General features: G+C 36.3%; 20 protein-coding genes and 2 tRNA genes. 5 read left to right on the top strand and 17 right to left on the bottom strand.

What is annotated here, in order from left to right:
* Positions 1-88 precede the first annotated feature (88 nt).
* Positions 89-1,576 carry a PucR family transcriptional regulator gene (locus acsn021_RS11140; RefSeq protein ID WP_184089520.1) on the top strand — a complete coding sequence of 496 codons (1,488 nt, stop codon included), beginning with the start codon at positions 89-91 and terminating at the stop codon, positions 1,574-1,576.
* 249 nt (positions 1,577-1,825) lie between these two features.
* Here the strand turns inward: acsn021_RS11140 and acsn021_RS11135 are convergent.
* The 10 genes from acsn021_RS11135 to acsn021_RS11090 form a co-directional block, all read right to left on the bottom strand.
* A tRNA-Ala gene (locus acsn021_RS11135) sits at positions 1,826-1,898 on the bottom strand.
* A gap of 119 nt (positions 1,899-2,017) precedes the next feature.
* Positions 2,018-2,410: an iron chaperone gene (locus tag acsn021_RS11130; RefSeq protein ID WP_184089523.1), complete on the bottom strand. Its 393-nt coding sequence runs from the start codon at positions 2,408-2,410 to the stop codon at positions 2,018-2,020.
* A gap of 187 nt (positions 2,411-2,597) precedes the next feature.
* The gene (locus acsn021_RS11125) at positions 2,598-2,900 is read right to left on the bottom strand and encodes a DUF3892 domain-containing protein (protein ID WP_184089526.1); all 303 of its coding nucleotides are present in this window, start codon (positions 2,898-2,900) and stop codon (positions 2,598-2,600) included.
* Between the two features lie 233 nt (positions 2,901-3,133).
* Positions 3,134-4,183, bottom strand: coding sequence for a PQQ-dependent sugar dehydrogenase (locus acsn021_RS11120; RefSeq protein ID WP_243167747.1), 1,050 nt, complete (start codon positions 4,181-4,183; stop codon positions 3,134-3,136).
* A 174-nt stretch (positions 4,184-4,357) separates the two neighbouring features.
* Complete coding sequence (locus acsn021_RS11115; protein WP_184089532.1) at positions 4,358-5,080, bottom strand: aminoglycoside phosphotransferase family protein; 723 nt, start codon at positions 5,078-5,080, stop codon at positions 4,358-4,360.
* 156 nt (positions 5,081-5,236) lie between these two features.
* Positions 5,237-6,700, bottom strand: coding sequence for a HAMP domain-containing sensor histidine kinase (locus acsn021_RS11110; RefSeq protein ID WP_184089535.1), 1,464 nt, complete (start codon positions 6,698-6,700; stop codon positions 5,237-5,239).
* Entirely contained in the window at positions 6,697-7,407 is a 711-nt protein-coding gene (locus acsn021_RS11105) for a response regulator transcription factor (RefSeq protein ID WP_184089538.1), read from the bottom strand. Before acsn021_RS11105 ends, acsn021_RS11110 begins: the two co-directional genes overlap by 4 nt.
* 400 nt (positions 7,408-7,807) lie before the next feature.
* A complete protein-coding gene (locus acsn021_RS11100) occupies positions 7,808-8,638 on the bottom strand; it encodes a pirin family protein (RefSeq protein WP_184089541.1) in 831 nt (276 codons plus the stop codon).
* A gap of 187 nt (positions 8,639-8,825) precedes the next feature.
* Positions 8,826-9,593 (bottom strand): 4,5-DOPA-extradiol-dioxygenase, encoded by a 768-nt coding sequence (ygiD, locus tag acsn021_RS11095; RefSeq protein WP_184089544.1) that lies wholly within the window; start codon positions 9,591-9,593, stop codon positions 8,826-8,828.
* A gap of 131 nt (positions 9,594-9,724) precedes the next feature.
* Positions 9,725-10,792, bottom strand: coding sequence for a PocR ligand-binding domain-containing protein (locus acsn021_RS11090; RefSeq protein ID WP_184089546.1), 1,068 nt, complete (start codon positions 10,790-10,792; stop codon positions 9,725-9,727).
* An 881-nt stretch (positions 10,793-11,673) separates the two neighbouring features.
* On the opposite strand from acsn021_RS11090, the gene acsn021_RS11080 reads away from it, so the two are divergent.
* Positions 11,674-11,877, top strand: coding sequence for a DUF362 domain-containing protein (locus acsn021_RS11080; RefSeq protein WP_184089549.1), 204 nt, complete (start codon positions 11,674-11,676; stop codon positions 11,875-11,877).
* A gap of 160 nt (positions 11,878-12,037) precedes the next feature.
* Complete coding sequence (locus tag acsn021_RS11075) at positions 12,038-12,640, top strand: 4Fe-4S binding protein (protein WP_184089552.1); 603 nt, start codon at positions 12,038-12,040, stop codon at positions 12,638-12,640.
* 84 nt (positions 12,641-12,724) lie between these two features.
* On the opposite strand, the gene acsn021_RS11070 is transcribed toward acsn021_RS11075, so the two are convergent.
* The gene (locus tag acsn021_RS11070; RefSeq protein ID WP_184090069.1) at positions 12,725-15,196 is read right to left on the bottom strand and encodes a glycosylhydrolase-like jelly roll fold domain-containing protein; all 2,472 of its coding nucleotides are present in this window, start codon (positions 15,194-15,196) and stop codon (positions 12,725-12,727) included.
* A 181-nt stretch (positions 15,197-15,377) separates the two neighbouring features.
* On the opposite strand from acsn021_RS11070, the gene acsn021_RS11065 reads away from it, so the two are divergent.
* The gene (locus acsn021_RS11065) at positions 15,378-16,226 is read left to right on the top strand and encodes an AraC family transcriptional regulator (RefSeq protein ID WP_184089555.1); all 849 of its coding nucleotides are present in this window, start codon (positions 15,378-15,380) and stop codon (positions 16,224-16,226) included.
* A gap of 75 nt (positions 16,227-16,301) precedes the next feature.
* Here acsn021_RS11065 and mgtA read toward each other — a convergent pair whose 3' ends face one another.
* Both mgtA and acsn021_RS23240 read right to left on the bottom strand, forming a co-directional pair.
* Entirely contained in the window at positions 16,302-18,941 is a 2,640-nt protein-coding gene (mgtA, locus tag acsn021_RS11060) for a magnesium-translocating P-type ATPase (protein ID WP_207725085.1), read from the bottom strand.
* Between the two features lie 306 nt (positions 18,942-19,247).
* Positions 19,248-19,490, bottom strand: coding sequence for a leucine-rich repeat protein (locus tag acsn021_RS23240; RefSeq protein ID WP_184089561.1), 243 nt, complete (start codon positions 19,488-19,490; stop codon positions 19,248-19,250).
* Positions 19,491-19,685: 195 nt separating this feature from the next.
* On the opposite strand from acsn021_RS23240, the gene acsn021_RS11050 reads away from it, so the two are divergent.
* Positions 19,686-20,273, top strand: coding sequence for a hypothetical protein (locus acsn021_RS11050; RefSeq protein ID WP_184089564.1), 588 nt, complete (start codon positions 19,686-19,688; stop codon positions 20,271-20,273).
* Between the two features lie 133 nt (positions 20,274-20,406).
* Here acsn021_RS11050 and acsn021_RS11045 read toward each other — a convergent pair whose 3' ends face one another.
* The 4 genes from acsn021_RS11045 to holA all read right to left on the bottom strand — a co-directional run bounded on the left by acsn021_RS11045 (position 20,407) and on the right by holA (position 23,458).
* On the bottom strand, positions 20,407-21,729 hold the full coding sequence (locus tag acsn021_RS11045; protein WP_184089567.1) for a family 43 glycosylhydrolase: 1,323 nt from the start codon (positions 21,727-21,729) through the stop codon (positions 20,407-20,409).
* 350 nt (positions 21,730-22,079) lie between these two features.
* Positions 22,080-22,178, bottom strand: coding sequence for a hypothetical protein (locus acsn021_RS23235; RefSeq protein ID WP_184089570.1), 99 nt, complete (start codon positions 22,176-22,178; stop codon positions 22,080-22,082).
* Between the two features lie 156 nt (positions 22,179-22,334).
* A tRNA-Ser gene (locus acsn021_RS11035) sits at positions 22,335-22,420 on the bottom strand.
* Between the two features lie 57 nt (positions 22,421-22,477).
* Positions 22,478-23,458 (bottom strand): DNA polymerase III subunit delta, encoded by a 981-nt coding sequence (holA, locus tag acsn021_RS11030; RefSeq protein WP_184089573.1) that lies wholly within the window; start codon positions 23,456-23,458, stop codon positions 22,478-22,480.
* Positions 23,459-23,512 lie beyond the last annotated feature (54 nt).

Genomic DNA, 23,512 nt, shown 5'->3' with positions numbered 1-23,512 from the left:
CTGCATATTTAAAATAGATAGCCGTAAACTATTGCTTTTTTCAAGAAAACAAGCTACAATTTGTAGTGTTTATAAAGGAGGTATAATTATGCATCTCAATATTTCTATTCTTCTGGAACAATTATCAGATATTATTCTTTGTACAAAAAATGATAACTACTCCGATGAATTACATTTGAATCGACCAGAACATTATATTAATCAGGAGGTACTATTATGTGACCATATATATATTGCTTCTCAGCAATCATTACCGGCTTCTCTCAAGACAGAGCTCGGTGCTTGTTTAATCAGTGTGGGAAAGCCGCCAGAAGATTTTTTTAATAAGGAGCTTTCTATTATCTGTGTCAAGGATGAAATCAACATTCTTGCTCTTTTCAATGAAGTACAAGTATTATTTAATCAATATGACACCTGGGATCAACGTCTGCAACAATGTGTCAATTACAATACAGACTTACAAGATATTATTGATGTGTCCGACATTATATTCCGCAATCCTATTTACTTCAGTGATGCCGATTATCGTATACTTGCAGAGTCAAAAAATAACCCATTAAATATTAAATACAATTATATACCAGAAAAATGCTTGACTGATTTGAAGCAAAGTGAAAACTATGAGCAAATGTGGAACAACGAGATACCAACATTTTCAGATCACGATTACCGGCACCTATCCATCGTAGTTCGATCTCAGGGCAGATTTGTACTTTTTATTTCGATTATGGAAGCGCGCGCACCTTTCCGAGAGAGCGACCCAATTCTACTGCGACACATGGCTCATTATGCCCTGCTCAATTATGAGCAAAATCAAGTTCATGAACAAAACCATTTTACTTCGTTGAATTATATTCTAAAACAGTATCTAAATAAACAGCAAGTAACAGAACAGACACTTGAAAAAGCGCTCACATCCCATAGTTGGAAGGCAAACCATAATTTTAATTTCTGCTTCATTGAATTATCTGAAATGGACATCCGCTACAATATGATTAAATCCCAATGTGCCCAAATCGAAAAAATCTTTACTAACTCTGCCATCGTATTCGAATATCACAACAATCTCTGTACAGTAATCAACTTGTCCTTATTGAGCGATATTAAAACTGAAACAAAATTACACTCACTTCTTCAGAGTAGTAACCTTAGATTAGGTAAAAGTAAAGAATTTAGCGATATTAATAATGTGAGAAATTATTATATTCAGGCTTCCTCTGCACTGGAACTTGGAAAACATTTAAATCCGAATTTACATTACTATAAATTTGAAGACTATTGCCTTGAGTATATACTAAATAGTCCCTGCCAGAACCTTACACCAGAATCTCTTTGCCCAGATGGTCTAATCAAGATGAGAGAATATGATAAGAATCATAATACTCAATATGTCCTCACTCTAAAAACATATATTGATCAAAAATTCAATGCAACACATGCTGCAAAAAAAATGTTTATCCACCGCACCACTCTCTTAGAACGATTAAATAAAATCTCTACTTTTATAAATATGGATTTAGATAATCCTCGAAATTGTCTTTACTTGATGATTGCATTAGTACTTTTGAATTATTAACTATATTAGAGGTCTAAACTTAGGATATGATACAATAAGGCTTTGGCAGCCTGTTCGGTATTAAAGGTAGACAGTGTATCACAACAGAGGGTCTTGACACCAGATCAATTGATGTAAATGTAATCAACTATAAAAAAGGCACATTCCCAAAATGAAAGCACCCTCTTTACCTTTGATTTATCAAGTATCCCGTCCCTATGAGTTATAATTTAAGCCACAAGCTTTCCTGCCTGTGGCTTATTGTTTAAGTGGAGATAGTGGGACTTGAACCCATGACCTCTTGAATGCCATTCAAGCGCTCTCCCAACTGAGCTATACCCCCATATGTTAGAAATATCTCTATAAAAATATTTCCATTTTTATCAATTATTTAATCATCAATACCTATATAATTTATCACAAAGTAGTTAAATTGACAAGCTAATTTTTAAATAAATTCAATTACTTTTTTCGTTTACTTTTCTTCTCTTTCGCCCAGGCAACGTTTTGTATAGCTCTGTATCTTACTATTTCTGTAATCAAATCATAAGGGAAAGGATTATCAATAGGAAACTGTACAGTGCCCTTTGATACCTTATATCCTTCGAATCTATCCATAAATGCTTCGATACCACTGGAACCCGGATAGAAACCAATATGCTTTTGATGGGCGGCAAAATGAACCAGATTCCCATAAAGATAAAAAGTGGGCATACCATAGCTGATTTTTTCCGTTGCCTCTGGTACAGCAAGTTGGATGACTTTTTTTAACTCCATAAGCTTTTTTTGTAAATCGTCTGGAAACTGCCCAATATATTCATCAATGGATTTAACGGTTATTTTATTTTCTTCCATTATCATTTTCCTTTTCTTAGTAAGTCCATCTAATTGAGTAAAAAGAGTTTGTACATCATTATTATTACTTATTTTTAACAGGGAGTCAATAAATTTCTGCTTATGGAGGCAAACGAAGGGCGTGTTGCAAAACAGTTTTTACAAATGGTTTTGCAACACGTCCTTATACATTTATTCCATACTATATTTAATTTGAGACAGAGGGTAAGTTACTTAAATTGTTGCTCTCACTGCCATCCGGAAGAGACTTTAAATATTCATTTCCGTTTCTGGAAGCAATTCCCACACCCTGTATTCCGCCTTGTTTTGCCAGCAGGACACCCTCTTCTTTCTCTAGAACTCTGCCATCAGAAAGCTGGTAACCAGTGACACGTCCACTTTCTTTCACCAGAGCAACAATTTGCTGTGCGCCAGGCTTTGGGATGGGAATATCATCCAGTGCCATCATAGGCAAATTGTTTGTTAATTGATTCATATTGTTTTCAGGCATTATTTTTCCTCCTGTTTTATCCTAATAATTTCATTCTTCCAAAATCCTGCGAACTTGCTGGTCAGCACAAGCTTGTGTTAACGACCCCAGTTATTCTATACAGTTTTGCTATACTGCCCCAATATAGTGTTAGTGTTGCATTTTTTGTCAGAATTATTCAACGAATAATTAGGAGGACTAACATACTTTACTAATAAGACAGAGGTTAGTGAGGAATAAAGTTGTTAAAATATTTAATCAGTTGGTATTAATTGAATTAATTTATCGTCATTACTTTGGGGTAAACCTCTTGCATCCGTGTTACTAGTGAGAAGGTAGATGGAACCATCCTTGGCCTGAAACACATCTCTTAATCGGCCATATCTGCCATAGAGCCATGAATTTATTGCTTCTGCTGCTGTACCATCCGCCTCTAAGGAGACAGCAAGTAATCTGTTGCCACGCAAGGTGGCAGCAAGTAATTGACCTGTGAACGGTCCCTGCGTGATAAAGGCTAAACCGGAAGGTGCCCAAGTTTCAGTACTGTTGCTAACGAGTGGCTTTTGATAATCTTCGCTGTCAGAACCTTCATTACCTGTATATAATGGCCAGCCATAATTTCCACCTGGAATAATAACGTTTATTTCATCCTGAGCAAGTTCACCGTGTTCTGAAGCATACATAACAGCATTGGAATTAAAAGCTATACCCTGAGGATTACGAAAACCCAGACTATAGACCGGGGAATCGGGAAAAGGATTATCCACTGGTATACTGCCGTCTAGTTCTATACGGAGAATTTTTCCCCCAAGGCTATTTTTATCCTGGGGTAATTCTGTATTGTTTGCATCACCGGTTGCAATATATAATTTATTGTCCGGTCCGATTTTAATGCGTCCTCCGTTATGAGTGGCGCTTGCGGGTATTTTATCAAATATAACAGTCTCTTCCGTTAATTTATCGTCCTCTTCTGTAAATCGGACTATCCGGTTATATAAAGAGCCATTTTCACGATAGGTATACATAAGATATAGATAATGATTCTCACCAAAGTCCGGATCTAAAACCAGCCCCATAAGACCGCTTTCACCTTGGCTGATAAAGGGAGATTTTAAGCTTACTATCGGCTCAGATAAAAGAAGTCCATCTTTTATTTTTTGTACATTTCCGATACGCTCGGTAAAGTATATGGTTCCGTCTTCACTGATGTCTATTGCCCAGGGAACTCTTAAGTTTTCCGCTACAATTTCTGCCCTGTAAGGAAATTGACCGGTAACATCTGCCATACTATGTATACTTGCCATATAACATTTCGTCTGAAGCAGCTGGTCATTCCATATATGGTAAAAAGTATGAAATAGGTTCATAATGTGCCTGACATTGAGTTTGGTTGTTAAAATATATGAGAAGTTCTATACTTTATGCAAGCTTGAAGCCTTCTATTGTAGTTCCTTTTTGGTTGTTAAGATTTTATATTTTTATTCGCCAGCCCTTGAGGCTATAATAACCGGAAGAACATTAGAAATCTCATCTCGGGTAACCTTCATGTATTTTAGATAAGCATCTGCTAAAGCAGTTTTTAATTCCATTAGGGTTTCAACGTCTCCCGGAACAGACGGTACAGGAGTAAATTCTATTAAGAATACAGTTCTTGCAACGTCATAATAGTAATCGCCTGCACAGATATTCATAAAATCAATTACAACTGGTTTTTCAGGTGTCAATATTACATTTCCCGGATGAAAATCACCATGGCACAGGATATTACCTTTTGGTAAACCATGTAATAAATCTAATATCTTCTCTTTTTCTTTTTGGGATTGCCAAGATACCTTTTCTAAGTTATGACGTAAAAAATCTTTATAATCCGGAACCTCCTGTATATGATTTTGCAGTATTTCCTGATGAAGCTCAGCTAAGATTTTTGCACTCTCATTTAAATTCTGTGTTTGCAGTAATCTATCTAATAAGGATTCTCCTTGAATCTTATCATATACAATACCATACCTGTTATCAACTATAATAAAATCATAAACAGATGGTTTTGAGAACTTCTTATCTTGCAGCATTACTGCATTATGATATTCTCTTTCAACAGAAGCTTTCGGATAGCCGGAGTGAAAAAGTTTTATTACCTTTCCGGGCTCCCAATCATATACAGTTGCAGTATTACCTACTCCAATTATACTACCTGGAATCATTCGTATTCTCCTTCTTTTGTTTTCTGCGGATATTGATTGCAATTTATTAAGCCATGGTAAAGACTTACTTAGGCTGTGTATCCACTTGTAGTTATTATATCACAACATATTAAAATAAACTATAACCTGGTGCCGTATGGGTACTTACGGTATTGTTTAGGTTTGGTGATAGATTTTATGCCATATTTCAACTCTAGCTCCGCCTGTTTCAGAATTTCCCACAGTTAAGGAACCATTCATTTTCTCTAAAAGCTGTTTGCTTATATAGAGCCCAAGTCCGGAATGACCGGTTTCACTGTTACGTGCATTATCTCCCCTATAAAACCTCTGGGTTGCTTTTTCTATTACTTTTCCCTGAAAACCTATACCGGTATCCTGAATGGTGTAATGAATGTAGTTGTTTTTTATTTTAAGGAAGACAGATATGGTACCGCCAGTGGGAGTATAGGATACAGCATTGGATAGAACATTGTCTAGTATACGTTCCAGTTTTTCTATATCAATATAAAAATTTGCCCCATATGCATTTGAGGAATTAAACGTAATTATTATTTTCTTACGGCTTGCTTTAAGCTCGTATTCTGCTAATTTAGCATGCACAAAATCAGTTATGTTAACGGGAGCAAGTAACAGATGACTTTCATCATATTCAAGATCAGTGGTGTATTGCATCTGACTGACAAGTTGGACACTGCGCTCTGCATTATCATGTATGACCTGAAGATAACGGTTCAACTTATCATTCGAATGGTTGTCCTGACTTAATAGAGATTCTGCATATATCATAAGGTTTGAGATAGGAGTTTTCAAATCATGAGCCAGATTTTGGATGGTATCTATCCGTTCCTGTTCCAATTTCCACTGGTATTCCAAAGAGTGCTTTAACGCCTCTTTCATTTTGTTAAAAGCATTACATAACTGTCCTAATTCATCACCGGACTCATAAATTATTTCAAAATCCAAATCTTTTTCGCCTACTTTTTGATATGCTGTCATTAGCATACTTAGTGGTTTGTTAATACCATTGGCAAAACGTTTTGAAAAAATCAGCGTAAACAGAATGATGTATATAAAAGGTGGTAGTAATGCAGTTGTAAAAGCAAAGGTGTATATAAACCGATAATAATTATTAGTATAACCTAACTTAAGATCGTAAATTAATAAAACGACCCCTTGCAGAGTTTTGTTATCATCTGCGCTTAGAACAGGGATATAGTGTATATAGCTGCCTTTATATCCTTCTGTTTTATTGAGTTTATAGTATATATCTTTTGAATTATTGATAACAGTAGCATTATACGTGCCGTATAGGATGTCGCCGGCAGCGTTTAACACCTGATACTCCATGCCTTCTATCGGAATGATTTCTTCCAATCGGTCTTTTTCTGATGAGCCTAACAATACTTCTCCTTTTTTTTCAATGTACTTATAGATGGCAGGAATTTGTTGTTCATAATAGTTAGCCGGAAGTATAGTATTTTGTTCATGATAAATAAGCAGTATCAGGGTTAGAATATATGTGATTGCGGTTGCCAGTACACTGGCAGCAATGATTTTTAAGAATGTACGCCTGACTTGTACTTTAATGGGCTTATTACTAACTTTAGGATGCTTCATCATAGAGCATCCTTTCCACGGATTTTATTCCATTTGTATCCAATTCCCCATACGGTAGACAGATATTCTGTTTCTGAGTCAGCAGTGTGGAGTTTTGAACGGATTTTCTTTATATGTTCAACAACAGTATTGGAATCACCGTCTGCGTCATAGCCCCAAATCTTCTCATAGATTTGTTCTCTGGAAAAAACCTGTCCGCTATGCATGCCAAGAAATTCAACAATATCATATTCACGCCTGGTTAGTATTATATTTTGATTATTGATGGTAAGTGTGCGTTCTATTAAATTCAGTTCCAATATGCCAAAATATAATTTTGTGCGCTTTTGTTCTTTATTTACATAGTGTGCTCTTTGTTCACGCCTTAAATTAGCTTCAATACGAGCCATTAATTCTCTCAATGTAAAGGGCTTTACAATATAATCATCGCCTCCGAGTGTCAACCCTCTTACCCGGTCTGCTTCCGATTGCCTTGCACTCATAAATAATATAGGACATAATACCTTTTCACGTATGGTTCTGCAAACGGTAAATCCATCCGATGCGGGAAGCATGACATCTAAAAGAATAAGATCTGGATGTTTCTCGGCCAAGTTTATACCTGCTATACCATCATAAGCAGTTAGTACTTCATGACCTCTGGCATGAAGTTCGTCCTTTAGGAGTTCTACTAATTCCTCTTCATCATCAATAATAAGTATTTTGCTCAAGTCAAATCACCTTTCTTTTCTTAACATAGGTAGTTGCGAAACTGTCTTTGAATGACATTGTATGAATGTAATGGAACTAGTCAAAATCATCAAAAACAGTTTATGATTATAGGCAGTCCCCCCATTTTATTTTAATAATTTTGCCTGCTACTTTCTTTCAAGAGAGTGATTCCGCAAGTATATATATCTATATAGTAGTCATTGTGTCTGCCAGCTTTAATGAAAGCTTGAAACATCCAAGTGCGTAAAGTTCATTTATAGTGAAATTATACCATACAATTATAAAGAATTTATAAGATTCATGAATGCAAAATGAGCCGCTTTAATGCGGCTCGTGTGTCAACTTCAAGTAATATACGATTTATCTTAAAGCTTTCAGAACCAAAAAAGTACCCAAACTCTATTTAATAAAAGTACCTTTTCTTAGTTCCTCAAAAGCAACTCCTAATTCTTCCTTTGTATTCATTACAATTGGACCTCCCCAGGCAATTGGTTCATGGAGTGGTTTACCGGAGAAGAATAAGACTCTGGATGGAGAATCTTGAGGTGCAAGAACAACAATTTCATCTCCCTTATCATATAAAATAGCTGACTTTTCAGAAACCCTTTTACCTTCTAAGATTGTATCTCCTTCGATTAAGAAAATAAATGCAGTTTCATCACTTTTTACTGGAACTAAAAGCTCTTTTCCGGGAGGTAATAAAATATCGAAAAGAGTAGCTGGAATATGCTTAGGTACAATGCCAGCAGTACTGCCAAATGTACCGGATATAACTTTAATCTCCACCTCTTCCTGTGTGGTTTTAGCAATCATTTCCTCCGTTATGCTAAAGTAAGCAGGTTCTGTCATTTTTTCATTCCGGGGCAGGTTTAACCATAGTTGGATGCCAAGCATTCTGTCGGAGGCCTGAGGCATCTCTTGATGAAGGATACCGCTGCCAGCAGTCATCCATTGCGTCTCTCCGGAATGTATAGACCCTTTATTCCCAAGACTATCTTCGTGTTCAATTTCACCGGCTATCAGATAGGTGATTGTTTCTATTCCCCGATGAGGATGCATGGGAAATCCTGCAGTATAGTCGGAGGGATTTACAGAATCAAAAGAATCCAACATTAAAAAAGGATCAAAATCTTTCATATCATCGCTTCCTAATACCCGAACAAGGTGAACACCGGCACCATCAACCGCTCTTTGCCCACGTATAATTTTTTTAATATTACATTTACTCATATAAGCACCCATTACATAACACAACTATTTACAAATGTGTTACTGCCACAAATAAAAGTGTGAAGAAGCAATATGTGGCATTCCTTTCTTTGTTATATTTAATTGTACTAGCTCCTATTGTATGCCGTATTATTTGGCATGACTTTTAATTAAGGTTATTCATTGTATTTAATAATATAGGAATCTACTATTCGAACAGATAACTGGTCATAGAAAGTGAACCTAAAATACAGGAATCATTAAATACTGTAATCTGTTCTGACTTATGGGAGGCTCCCAAAACATACAGTAATGGTGCATAATGATCTAGGGAAGTAAAGGCTAAGGTTGAGGAGGTACCTATCTTGTGATAATTCAGAACATTGTCATCCTTTCGGCTTACTATATTTTCTTTGATATAGGCATCAAATTCTTCTGCCCAAGTATAGCCACCCTCCATCTCCCAACTAATTCTGGCTAAATTGTGTACCACGTTACCACTACCAAAAATCAAAACCCCTTGTTCTCGAAGTTTTGTCAGCTCCTGACCAATTTTATAATGCTCCAGGACCGAGGCATTTCTATCTACACTAAGCTGAAACACAGGGATATCAGCTTCTGGATATATTCTGTGCAGAACGGACCAAGTACCGTGGTCATAACCCCATGTATTATCAATAGCAACCTGACGGCTGATAATTTGCTGGGTTTTATGGGCAAACTGTGGTGCTCCTTTTGCCTTATAAATAATTTCATATAGTTCTTTCGGAAAACCGTACATATCATAAATTGTTTCAGGCGCTCTTGAATCCGAAACTTTGGTACCGCTTGTAAACCAGTGGGCAGATACAGATAAGATTGCCTCTGGATGAGGAAGTTTATCTTTCAGGGCTTTCCACTCTTTTACAAAGGTATTTTCTTCAATTGCATTCATAGGAGAACCATGTCCTATAAACAACGCAGGCATTCGTTCCATTATAACCTCCATTCCTCACAAGCCTGACAGCTTATTTTATGAGTTAATAAGTACCGGAATAGGCACTAAACACTATATTATAGTTTTATTGAGTATAACATATAAATATTCAAAAATCCAGAAAAGTAATTTCAGGATTGGTTTACATTGGCAAGATGGTTAAGGGTTTCAGTCATTTCCACAATTTCATTTACAAATTCAACAATATTTTTCATAGCCTCCTCCTGTTGTTTAGTAATGTCCAGTGTTGAGGCACTCATGGACAAGGTGGCTGTTACGGAATCACTAATTTGTGACGTGAATTGCTGGATATTGTCAACTGCTTGTTTAGAACCGTCAGACATACGGTTAATTTCTTTTGCAACTACGGCAAACCCTTTTCCGGCTTCGCCTGCTCTGGCGGCTTCAATCGAAGCGTTTAAGCCTAACATTTTAGTCTGGTTGGCTAAGCCTTTAATAGTACCAGATAACTGATCTATTTTACCGGAAACAGTATTTACATTTTGGATTTCTTTATTCAACTGAGCTTGATATTCGGTCACGTTTGTAGCAGTAGCAGTTAACTCTTCTACGGTTGCCATCATTTCAGTTACACTGTCATATAAGTGTTTAACAATATTGTTAAGGATGAAACGTTGATACCCCATCCTTGATATTTCACTTGTTACGATAAATAAAAGATCGGCCGCCGCTTTTAGCTGTTCTTCAGGAACAATTTTTACATCCTCCAGAGCTTTTAAGAATTCCTCCGGGTTAACACCAATTTCCCCCGCAATTTTAACGTATTTCTCGTGATCCGGTGCTTCTGGTAAAACCTGTCCACCCAAAATGGAGCCAATCTGCTTCCCGTTAATCATAATAGGTGCACCAAAGTCCATTAAACCACTTCCACAATAGTATACTGCTGGTTTGCCAGTTCTGGCACTTTCCATACCGCCGTATGCATCACTTTCTTTGCATCTTCTTAAACCCTCCTTCGATTGTCTGGAAAGTTTCATGCAAAAATCGGTAAAATTAGAAGCGTCGGTGATTGGGGTTCCGTTACTATCTGTAGTTAAACTTGCGACTCCTATTGCCTTGGAAAAAGCATCTTGAAACTTCTGTAAAAACTCTACACTGATAATATCTGTTAAAGTAAGATTATCCATTCTGTTATTATCCGTATTCTTTTCATCGTTTCTTTCGATATGGTTTGTCATAAATGCTCCTATCCGCAGTGGGAAATATCCCTGCTTTAGTATTTTTCTTCATAAGCTAAGTAAATAAAAACGCCCCTTTGCCTAGGTATATTATACCAAAAATTATTGTCGAATTCAAATAAAATTCGACATATTGCAAAAAGAAATGACATTATAAGTCGAAAATGAATGAGGTATATGCGGACAAATGGTAAAAAATACAAGTTGTAGAACGATAAAAGAATTATGAAAAGTAGTATTGAAAGGAAGAGCCTATATGCAAGAGGGCAAACAAGCATCCAGGTATTAATCCAAGCAGGTTATTCTTCCATAATGCAAAAAGAACAAAAAAAATGCTTGGGAATACGGCCATGCCAAGAAACATATATGGGGATGTTTTATCTAAATAATAAAATATCCAGGATATATAATATATAACTAAACAAATACCCATAAAAAAGAAATAAAACTTACTCCGTCTTAAACAGGGTTGTTTGGCTGGTTGCAGAAATAACAAGATAACAAGTAGCAGCCCGCGGCTGACAGACATGATTACTTCTACCGCTGTACTGGTGGCAAACTCGGCCAATGTGTTGTTTTTGGGTGGATATACCATCCAAAGTATATTGGGCACCAGGATGAGTATAATTGCTGATAATGCACTAGCTGAAAATCTAAAATGATATTTTTTCATATGATTTCATTGGTACTCCTGTCATTTTATTAGCTAAAGAATATTCCTCAGTTTACTACAAATAGGTTTAAAAGTCTACGGTTTATGATGTAACTATTCTATGAATTCTATAGGTTATTTCGGATTTTTTATCTGTGATATGGTCACTTACAAAATCCAGAATAAAACGTATATTCTAATAGAAATAAATTGATTGGTGGTGTTAAATATGTTGAAAGGGAAAAGAACTGCTGTAGTTGGTGAAGAGTGTGTGGCGTGTGGAAATTGCATTAAGTATTGCCCTTTACACGCTGTGACGGTTCCCTTGGGAATTACTGCAGTAGTAGATGAAGACAAATGTGTTGGCTGTGGAAAATGTGCAAAAAATTGTCCGGCGGAAGTGATTTCCATACGTATAAGGACAGAAGTGTAAAGAAAAATGTAAAGAAACATACGCGGTAATGGCCGCAGAAGGGATCTAAGGTTGAAGGAAAATATAAAAGTATAGAAAGGATGCCACTTAGCGATTCTTTCAACCTGTATTATTTGTGGCGATATCGCAGGTAAACCTGCGATATGCAATGGGTGTAAATATGAAAAAGCAAAGGAAATGGTATGAATATCTATGGATAGTTTCTGTTATTTATCTTACGTTGGGATTTTTTAACATCCTCTTTGCATGGCTGGGAGTAATCTGCTTTTTAACTCCCTTATTAATTGCAGTGAGTAAGGGAAATAAGGCATATTGCAATCGTTATTGCGGGCGGGGACAGCTCTTTGAACTTCTAGGTGGCAATCTTTTATTATCCAGAAAAAAAGCTCCTCCGAAGTTTTTAAAATCCAAATGGTTCCGCTATGGTTTTTTGGCATTTTTTATGACTATGTTTGGAGTAATGCTATATGCAACTTATCTTGTCTTTCAGGGTGCTAACATAAGCAAGGTGGTTACTCTATTATGGGTGTTTAAGCTTCCCTGGCACTGGGCTAATACTTCTATGGTACCTGATGGAGTAGCCCAATTTGCTTTTGGCTTTTACAGTGTAATGCTAACCTCTACCGTACTTGGGTTTGTGACAATGCTGCTGTTTAAGCCTCGTTCATGGTGTGTCTATTGCCCGATGGGGACTATGACACAAGGTATCTGCCTTATAAAAAGCAAGAAAATAGATAAAAATAAGGATAAATACTTAAGTTAAGCATGCGTAAAAAAATACCATGAATGATACGTATTTGAATAAAGATAGGTATGATTCATGGTATAAATCCCCAGTATCTAAAGTCTAGGTATAAAGTTGGCTAAAGTTAATTTTAACAGGGCCAAGCAAACCAGATTTCAGACTCAGGTTATTAAATCTATTTGCCAGTGTATTAGTAATACAGATGGTAAGGCGATTCTCTCCTTCTTTAACATAGTTTGTAATATCATAATTATAAGGAGACCATAGTTTAGTGTCTAAATCAATTCCATTTACAGTAATGCATGGAATTTCGCATACTTCTCCAAGATGGAGTTCTACTATTTTTCCTGCCGGTAATTCTTGTAAAGTGAAGGAATTCTGATATATCATAGTACCGGAGTAATATTCTAGTCCTTCAAATGTATTCCAAGGAAGGAGGCAATCTAATTCTATCGTTTTACTGGAGTTATTACCCATAACCCAATGCTTATCTAGTAAGAGGGTATCCATTCGTCTATTCTTTTCTAATAAAAGATTCCTTACTGCCGGTTTTTTATTATCAATTCTTATTATTTTAGACTCTCTTCGCTTAACGTTAAGATTTATCGTTATGGAATCAGCATAAACATTTTCTACAATTCCTGGTTCTTTAATAACGCCCGCCCAGGCATCCCAGTGTTCGACCGCTCCGGTTGCTTTTAATACTGCCTGCGTATCTATGTCCTCTTCGCCTTCATTGACAAACAGGTAAAATTCAGCAGTATCTTTTAGGATATGAGTCACTCTTAAATCTTTTGCCGGTTTCGCTACTTTGACCTCTCTTATAATCAGTTCATCGATTTTTTGAACTACTTCATCAAGGGCATAGATGGATATTCCCCATTGTGCAGGAAACATTTTTACTTTAGGATTGTAAATCACAACTTTTCCGCCGTTTAAAACAAACTCCTCAAGTTTTAACTGTGTTTTTGCATCTATTAGGCTGCTATCCTCAATTACCAGTATTTTATAAGCTTGCTGTGCAATCTTTATACATGAATTATCAATTCTGCAATGTTCAGAAAGCAACAGTTCTTGTTCCAGGTAATTAAATTCTATTTGATTTTCATATAAAGGTTTTACGATTTGCCAAGGCAGCTGGTGGGCACTGCATAATACGGCAACCTGTGCGGTATTGAAACTATCTGTCATTAGATAGCTCATTCTTTTTATGTAACTGGAAATCTGGTTATAGTGTGGCCACCAAATATTATTAGGTCCTACATCCGGCGGACGCTCTCCGCTTCTTCTGGGACCATCAACGGAATAGAAAAATGCATGAGGATATAATAAATTAACACCTCTTACGAATAGCCAGTCCATATACCATTTCATATCATCCGCAGTAAAGGCCCATTCAATACCATCTTTTCCACAGCAGGCAAAACATTCATTTCCGTTGCGTCTCTTATTTCTATGTCTAGCACTGTCAGAGCTGCATTTAGCCATAGTACTGTGCTGGCCTTCTAGTGCCAGATTATTCTCTGGTGCCACCCATCTCCAAACAACATCCTGAGCGGGTATATGGAAATATTTGAGGAAACCAATATCGTCACTCTCGTGGGGGTGTCCGGTTAGGGCAATATTATGAGTATCACACCATTCAAATATCGGTTGGTAATACGCCTCTTCCATTCGCAGATTAATAGCCTCATCATAGTTTCTTCGTTTTTGCTCGGTTAATTCACCTGCCTGAAACCATAGGTAAGGTAAATCAAGTTCACTGTTTCCTTGCCTTTGGTAATAGGATAAAAATCCTCCGGTCCAGGGCTTTAATCCCCTAGCAATGCCTCTTCCCATAATACAAGGTTCGTCCGTAAACATCCCGATGATTGTATTACCAAAGTACTCACTTAATACTTGATAGTATCTGTCATGTGTAAGTTTAATAAATTCCTTCATGGCATCGGGATTAAGTAAGTCACTGGAGGCTGGCGCATTCGGTTCTCCATCATCTTCACCGAAATGGATGCCCCTTATATGCCCATTTGTAAAGGTCTCTGAAAATACTAGTACGGACCAGTCAGAATCATCTTCTGGTATAAAGGAAATTTCATATTTTTCAGGCTTGAGCAGGGTAATGCTTTCCGGTACTATCTCAGCTTCAGAAGCTTTCTTAACAGCCTGTACGGAAACTATTTTATAAAATTCCGCCTCATCAAATGCTATCTTTATTTCTCCATTACCTTTATATTCAGTCATTTTTAGAGCTTTGCTTGCATAGTCAGGATTTTTTTGAACTACCATACCATGTGCTGAACCGGATGGATACATTGCTTCATCATAAAGTACAACTTTCATGCCAAGTTTATCTGCCTCTTTTACAGCAAAGGCTACGAATTCCATAAAATGGTCTGATAAATATTCGATTTCATGTGGAATACCTATTCTGGGATGGATAACAAAGCCTTTTACTCCCTTTTCGTTAAAGTCTTGAATCTGTCTTCGTAATTCTGCTTCTGTAAGGGTATCGTTCCAGAACCAAAAAGGTATAGGGGAATACTCATCCTCCGGGTTAAGAAACTTTTGTATCATATTATTCAATGTACTTAACTCCTTTATCTAGTATTGAGAAAGCCATAAATTTGGTTTCATCATAAGTATCTATAATTTTATATCAAAATACGTTATAATGAGTATACATTTCATGACTTTTTTTATATAATGTCAACATATTTTGATGTTAACGAATTTAGGACAAGCAGATGGAGAAAATATGGGTAAAGCAAAGGTCTATTTTTCAAGTCGAAACAAAGATATATTTATAGAACATATTAAAAGAATAAATCCCTACCAAATGCAGCAAAAACACTATCATACCAAATATGAGGTATATTACCTTTTAAATGGTGACAGGAATTATTTCATACAAGACAGAGTGTATAATGTAAAAAAGGGTGACTTAATACTAATTAATTCCAATGTTCTTCATAAAACCATGGATGGATTTTCAGATTCTCACGAGAGAATTATTATTGAATTAGAACCTGACTTTTTTGGAGGCTTTTTAATAGATTCCGCTGAAATTCCACTTTTAAGAGTGTTTCACAAGGACTATAGAATACTACGGCTTACAGAAGATGAAAAAAAACAATTAGATAACTGTTTTTTTAAAATCATTCAAGAAGGAAAAGAAAATGATATAGATAATAATATCGCATTAAAAATCTATCTATTAGATTTGTTACTGGTGATAGAAAAATTACATAACAGGATGGATACGGCTGAGTTCGAACACCCAAGTAAGCTGCATGGAAGGATTGCTGAAGTTGTAGCCTATATGAACGATAACTATACGAACGATATTGGACTTGATTTGCTGGCAGATAAATTTTTTATCAGTACGGCTCATCTTAGCAGAGCTTTTAAAAAAGTAACGGGATTCTCTTTTGTGGAATACCTAAACAATATTAGAATCCAAAAAGCTCAAAAATTACTTTCAGAAACCAAATACAGTATAGCAGAAATTGCCCATATGGTAGGATATCAAAATAGTACCCATTTTGGACGAATGTTTAAAACAATTACGGGAAGCACTCCCAGCGAATACAAAAAACTGTTATAATGCAGGTTTTTTCATTAGATAAATCTGCATTATAACAGTTGGATTTATAAGTTAAATGTTAGTAAGGCGGTAGGTTTACATCCATTCTTCATACTTGCGTATATATAAAGATTTTATCAATTGCACGCATAGCAGATATCCCACCAGAATTGCAGCCAACCAGGGTAAGAATGTAAGTGGCAGACTTGCCATATCAAGTGCTATGGAAACATCTGTGAATCCGATGACAAATGCTACAATCACCACTATAAAAGTGGAGAAAAATAGTGGTAAGGAAGGCTTACTTTGTACAAATGGAAGTTTGCCAGTACGTATCATGTGAATTACAATTACCTGGGATAAAGTTCCAAATACAAACCATCCACATTGAAACAACGGGGATAAGGCTTCTGTTTTTGCTCCTATTATCCACCACATAATCGCAAAGCATAGAATATCAAATACCGAACTGACAGGTCCTAAAAATGCCATAAATAATTTAATGGATTTTGTTTCCCAGTTACGGGGTTTCTTAATGTATTCAACATCCACGCTGTCAAAGGGAATCCCCATCTGTGAAAAATCACAAAGCAAGTTTTGGGTTAAAATCTGCACAGGAAGCATTGGCAAAAACGGAAGGAATATACTGGCAGCAATAATGGATATCATATTGCCAAAATTTCCGCTGGCAGCCATCTTTATATACTTAACAATGTTTCCGAAGGTACGACGACCTTCGATAACACCTTCTTCCAGTACCATTAAGTCTTTTTTCAACAGGATAATATCCGCAGTTTCTTTGGCTATATCAACAGCAGTATCTACAGAGATGCCTACATCTGCCTGACGAAGGGGCGGGGCATCATTTATGCCATCTCCCATATAACCGACAGTATGCCCTGCCATTTGAAACATTTTTACAACCCGTTCTTTTTGGGAAGGGGATAATTTTGCGAACAAATCACAAGTAGCAACCGCCTTTAAAAGCTCGGAATCACTCATTTTTTCAATATCCAGTCCAGATAATACCCTGGAGTTATCAACACCGACTTTTCCACATACTTTTATGGCAACGCCTTCACTGTCTCCAGTCAGGACAACCGTTCGCACGCCGTGTTCACGAAGTGCAGTTATAGCAGTTTTTGCACTCTCCTTTGGTGGATCAAGGAAACCGATGAAACCAATTAGAACCATATCCTGTTCATCTGCTACGGAAAAGGCTCCACTGTCGGGTACTTGATTTTTCTGTGCAATGGCAATCATTCGTAGTCCATCTTTATTATGGGCTTCATAAGTTGCTAAAGCAATCCGGCGGGTCTTATCATCTATTGGTACAACTTGACCGTTTATTTCTATATGTGAGGATATATCTAAAATTTCTTCTACAGCTCCCTTAGTGATAAGCTGGCGTTTATCATTTTTATCAATTAAAACAACACTCATTCTGCGTCGCGAAAAATCAAATGGAATTTCATCGATACAGCGATAATCAGCTATCATATCCTCTAGACCATTTTCATTAGCACGATCTATAATAGCAATGTCAATAAGATTTTTAAGGCCGGTTTGAAAATGACTGTTAAGATATGCATGGCGCAAAATTCGTGGGTCATCTTCACCATGTAAATTCATGTATTTTTCCAGAATGATTTTATCTTCGGTTAATGTCCCTGTCTTATCGGTACATAATACGTCCATTTCACCAAAGGTTTGTATTGCACCTAAAGTACGGACAATGACTTTATGTTTTGACATGGAAACAGCACCCTTAGCCAAGGTTGAAGTCATAATTACAGGAAGCATTTCAGGGGTCAGTCCGACGGCAATACTAATGGAAAAAAGTAATGCCCCCGCCCAATCTCCCTTTATAAGTCCATTAATTAAAAATACAATAGGGACTATGATAATCATCATGCGGATTAAAAGCTTACTCACAGAATCAACTCCGCGTTCAAAGCTGGTTTTGGCTTTATCGCCAGTTAATGATTTTGCCATAGAGCCAAAATACGTATGATTACCGGTAGCAAGGACAATTGCTAAAGCACTGCCGCTAACAATATTACTTCCCATAAAACCTATGTTTTGCAGGTCGGTCAAGCTACAATCTTCTTTGCGTGGTAATGCACTAAATTTTTCTACGGGATTGGATTCACCTGTTAATGCAGCCTGAGCAACAAAGGTGTCTTTCGTAGTTAAAAAACGCACATCTGCCGGCAGCATATCTCCAGCAGAGAGGCGGATGATGTCTCCAGGCACTATCTCATCCATGGGGACTTCCATTGATATTCCATCTCTTAATACCTCTGCCGTATTTGATATCATTTTCGATAGTTTTTCAGCAGCTGCATTGGAACGCTGGCTTTGTACAAATGCCACCAGACTGGATAAGAGAACCAAAGTTACAATAATAGTAACCGTTAGATAATCAGGTCTTGAAGAGGCCACTACATCTGTAAAAAAAGTTATAACAGCAATTATTAGAAGTATCACGTTAAAGGGATTAACCACGGCGTCTAATAATCGATGCAAGACTGTATTCTTGCTGCCAGCAGTAATGACATTTTTTCCATATTCATCTTGTTTACCCGCTACTGCCTCCAATGTAAGCCCTTCTTTGGTGCTAGCCATATCGGAAAACAGCATATTTTCTGGCAGATATGCCATAGAACGGAGTGTTTGTTCTATAATCTGTTTGTTGTCCTCAAGTTTATGTTTACTATAAGTTTTTTTGTTCATTCGTTTCACCAGAATCCTTCCTCTTATTATAGAATACCCAGTGAAAACAAAAAAAGTCGTCCCTAGAGACGACTTTTAATGCACAGGCAAGAAGCCCATCTTACTTTATGTTAAAATACAATGGACGAATGCCTATGTAAGCACGACTATAGAGAGATATCTTATTTTCACTTTGGATGTTATAGCCAATGAGCTGGCCTTGGGGATGTTCGTCCATTACTTCACTTCCTTTTTATATTATAGTTGGAGAATCTTGCATCTTTACCCCTTATAGCATACAGGGTAGGAAGAGATAAGTCAACAGGTTTACATAAATTTTATTAATTCTTGTAGGTATGGTAGTCGATATTTTATTTGAATCTGATTACAAGTATTTTGCTTAATCCAATGTGTATTGGAAAAGACTGTCGAATCAATTGCTTTTAGTGATTTTGGCAGGTCTATATCTATCAGCTTATTACAATCAGCAAATGCCGCCTGTCCTATACTTATGTCAGAGCTTTCTACTGTAACTCGGGTCCTTTCCAGCCATGCTGTATGTGAAAACACCTCACTTCCTATGCTTGTTACAGCGACAGGAATTATTTTATTTCAAAATAATTCCACACTCTTAAACTGTTTTTGCTGGCTCCATGCCATCTTTACAAAGAGGCTATTACAACTTTCGTTCCGGTTCGTAAATATTGATGAGATTTTCACATAATTTTCTCAATATTGTACACACTCAAACTACGAGGTGAATCTATGAAGCTTGTAACTTTTTATGAAATTATATTTCAACTTATTTTAGTTATACTGGCTTTTTATCATATTTATAAACGAGAATTTAAATATTTGAAATCTATTGTATTGATATTTGTATTGTCATATCTATCGGTATTGTCAAAAATTATATTTCAGATTGAGATTGATATACTCAGTAACCTTATATATTTACTCATACTATTTATGGCATTATATCTTGGCTCCTCATTCTTTTTTTATGATAAGTATAAATGGTGGGATCGTTCAATACATTTTTTATCAGGTGTTAGCTTTGTAGGTATTGGAATTGCAGTTACCAACAATGATTCAGAAATGGGAAAAGGGTTTATTTTACTCTTTAGTTTCACTTTCTCAATAACACTTCATGCATTTTGGGAAGTGCTCGAATATATTAGTGATTGTGTATCACATGGCAACGCGCAGAGGTGGCAAAGGATACACAGTTCTCATAACCATGTATCTGAAAAAGCAATGCAGCCTGCAGGTCTTGTGGATACAATGAATGATATTATTTGTTGTATATTCGGTTCCGGGCTTGCAGTTGCTGTCTGGTGTATCATTATATAAATCGATAGAAGTTTAATACAAACCATAAATAAACCATGCATATCGAATAATCTATATTCTATTATGCATGGCTTTATTAACTTAAAATAGCTGTAAATCAGTGATGAGCACCCTTTTTACTATTTTAAAAGTACTATTTTGTAAAAACAAAAGAATGTATTTCAAAAAGTTGTCTTCCTTTGAACAAGTCAGTGAAGAAACCTTCAAAACTATCTTGAATTATAAAATATAATGCATGTATACCTGTAACATTCTTTACAGAGGTATTATATACACCATCGTCAGAGCCAATCTCTATCGTTCCAATTTCTTCTCCCGTCTCATAATCATCAATTAATATATGCAGTTTTGATTTACAGCCGGTTCCATGTATAAAGATATTAAAATCCATGGATTTACTACTAAAATCATCACCAAAATCAAAATGTTTATATCCAATGATACAACCATTTGTTATATTAGTGATTACTCTCGTAAATATATTCTTTTCTGTAATAAAACAGCCCCCCTTGAGAACGCATGCAATATCAGAAGATACTATTTCATAAGGAGAAAGGGATATTTCAAACCCTAAAGAAGTCATCTCAACCTGTTCTATTGTACCATCCCTTTGTATCTCTATTCGTTCAACACAAGCGCGTCTTGACATAATAGTTCCATTTGTCATACGATGATAAAATATATACCATTGTCCATTTATATTACAGATTGAACCATGGTTATTGCCGCCCGGATAATCAACACCATTATCTATAATAACTCCTCTGTATTGAAAGGGACCCCTTGGTGAAGCTGCGGTGGCATACGCGAGTCTGCTTCCGATTTTGGGAGAGTAAATCAAGTAGTAAGTGCTTTCAATCTTCCGTAAGGAACATGCTTCAAAGAAATCATAGGGTGTTTCTGTAGGAATAATGTCAGAAATATAACTGCCATCAATAATTTCAAACATATTAAAAGCATTAATTTCAGCCATATAAGCTGCTTGATAACCGTAGTATATATATACTCTGCCGTCATCATCCACCAATACGCCCGGGTCTACAAAAACACCATCCTTTAGCACTTGTGGTGAATTCTCAGGAACTTGATATTGTGATACTAGTTGAAAAGGCCCTTCTGGCTTATCACTGACTGCAACACACCCCTTAGCATAAAAAATATAAGCATAAAGATAATATTTGCCATCTTTTTCTACTACATCCGGCGCATAGAGCTCTCCGTCAGTCCAAGGAGTATCACTTTTTTCATTGTCCACTGCCCTTGTATGAAACACTGTTCCGTGGCAGGTCCAGTTGCTTAGATTGTCAATTGGAGCAGACCAAACTTTTAATTTATAGTCACAGAATTTATCGGAACCAGCTAAGTCATGTGAACCGTATACGTAAATTCGATTTCCAAATACTCTTGGTTCTCCGTCGGGTATGTACTCCCATCTTGGGAGATATGGATTAGGCATAAACGACCTCCTTGAAATTATATATTATCTATAATATATTCACTCTATTATAGCATTTTATATATAACTAAATCCATAAGCAACCGTCCAGAATTTAGCACAATACAGACACCACACAACACCCGTAAATTATATTAATGTACTTAGAATTCGAAAGGCATATTTGTTATAAAAGAAAGCTTGATTCCAAAAAATTATTTATTATTGTGCGCTGATGGTATCTACAATAGACATCTCGCGGATTTGCTTTATCGGGCCTCGTACAGCTAATACAACGGACAAAAGGACAATCACTAATATGATACAAATTTCTGTGAATGGAATAAGCCATTGTTCACCCCAGTGAAACGTTACCAGCCTGCGTACAAAAACTGATTCAACATTAACCCGAAAATACTACCACAGATACTTCCTGTTATTGCATAGGTAGAAGCTTCAGCAATAACCATTTTTATTAGCTGCCGATTACTTAAACCAATAGCTAACTTATCCTCCACTTCCGCTTATGAAAAACGAGGGTCTTGAATTCTCATTCAAAATCCTCGAAAGACAGCATAAATACTGGATTTTATATCCTGCATCTTATTTTTTACTTATTTTTCTGACGGAAGCGGTGGGATTCGAACCCACGAGCCCGTGAAGGCTACCTGATTTCGAGTCAGGCTCGTTATGGCCACTTCGATACGCTTCCATATATATAAGCTTACTTAAAACTCTTATTAAGAGCTTAAAGTAAGGCATATTTAATTTACCCAGTTGCGCTATACTTAATAATTAATAATTCCACGCCTATTTTATCTATCAGTCGACCGGTTTTAATCTGCTCTTCAATATCAATACAGCTTTGCAAAGCCTCTTTTAAAGTATCCATGGGAAAATTTTTACCCTGGCTGATGTACTTACTAATTGTAAAAGGCATTAAGCTTGTTTTCTGACTAATGACTGTATTGTTATAACCAAGACCCGCTAAATCCTTTACTTGAATCAATATATTAAACTGTCTTGTGATAAGGAATAGGATTGACATGGGCTTTTCTTTTAGAGCAAGTAAATCATAGTAAAGTTCCAGAGCTTGTTTTTGCTTTCTGCTGCCAATGGCATCCACCATTTGAAATATTTTTCCTGCTATTTGAGTCGTACAAACAGCTTCAATATCATCAGTAGTTATAATATCCCGTTCTAAAGCATAACAGCATAGCTTTTCTACTTCATTTTGGATATTCTCCATATCTGTTCCGGTTTTACTTAGTAGATACACTACAGCATCACCTGTAATTTTTTTCTTGTCCTTGTCCAATAAGGAGGCAATCCATAATTTTAGATTCGCTTCATCCATACGGTTCATTTCAGAAATAGTGCCTATATCTTTTATCGCTTTGTACAGGCGATTTCTTTTATCTACTTCCGATTCCACAAAAATGAAATGTGTTGTAGACGGAACTATTTTTATGAAATCAGCCAAATCACTCTGGCTTTTAAATAAGCCACTGTTTTCTATAATGACTAATCTTCTGTCACTAAAAAAGGGCAAAGTATTAGCAACATCTATCACCTTGGAAAGGTCAATGCCTTTTCCCTCAAAGTAGGAAAAATTCATATCATCTTCTCCTGCTAAGATAGCGGTTTTCAGTTTATCTTTATATAGTTTTTTTAGATAAGCTTCGCTTCCATATAGCAGATATACAGGTTTAAATTGATTCTGCTTAATGTGCTCTTTTATATTTTTCATTCAATCAGCACCTTTAAGTATTACATTTAAATAAGTCTTAAATGACCATATCTA

Origin of the sequence: Anaerocolumna cellulosilytica, assembly GCF_014218335.1 — a bacterium.
Taxonomy (GTDB): domain Bacteria; phylum Bacillota; class Clostridia; order Lachnospirales; family Lachnospiraceae; genus Anaerocolumna; species Anaerocolumna cellulosilytica.
Note: the sequence above shows the minus strand (reverse complement) of the source record. Positions and strands in the feature narration are given on the sequence as shown.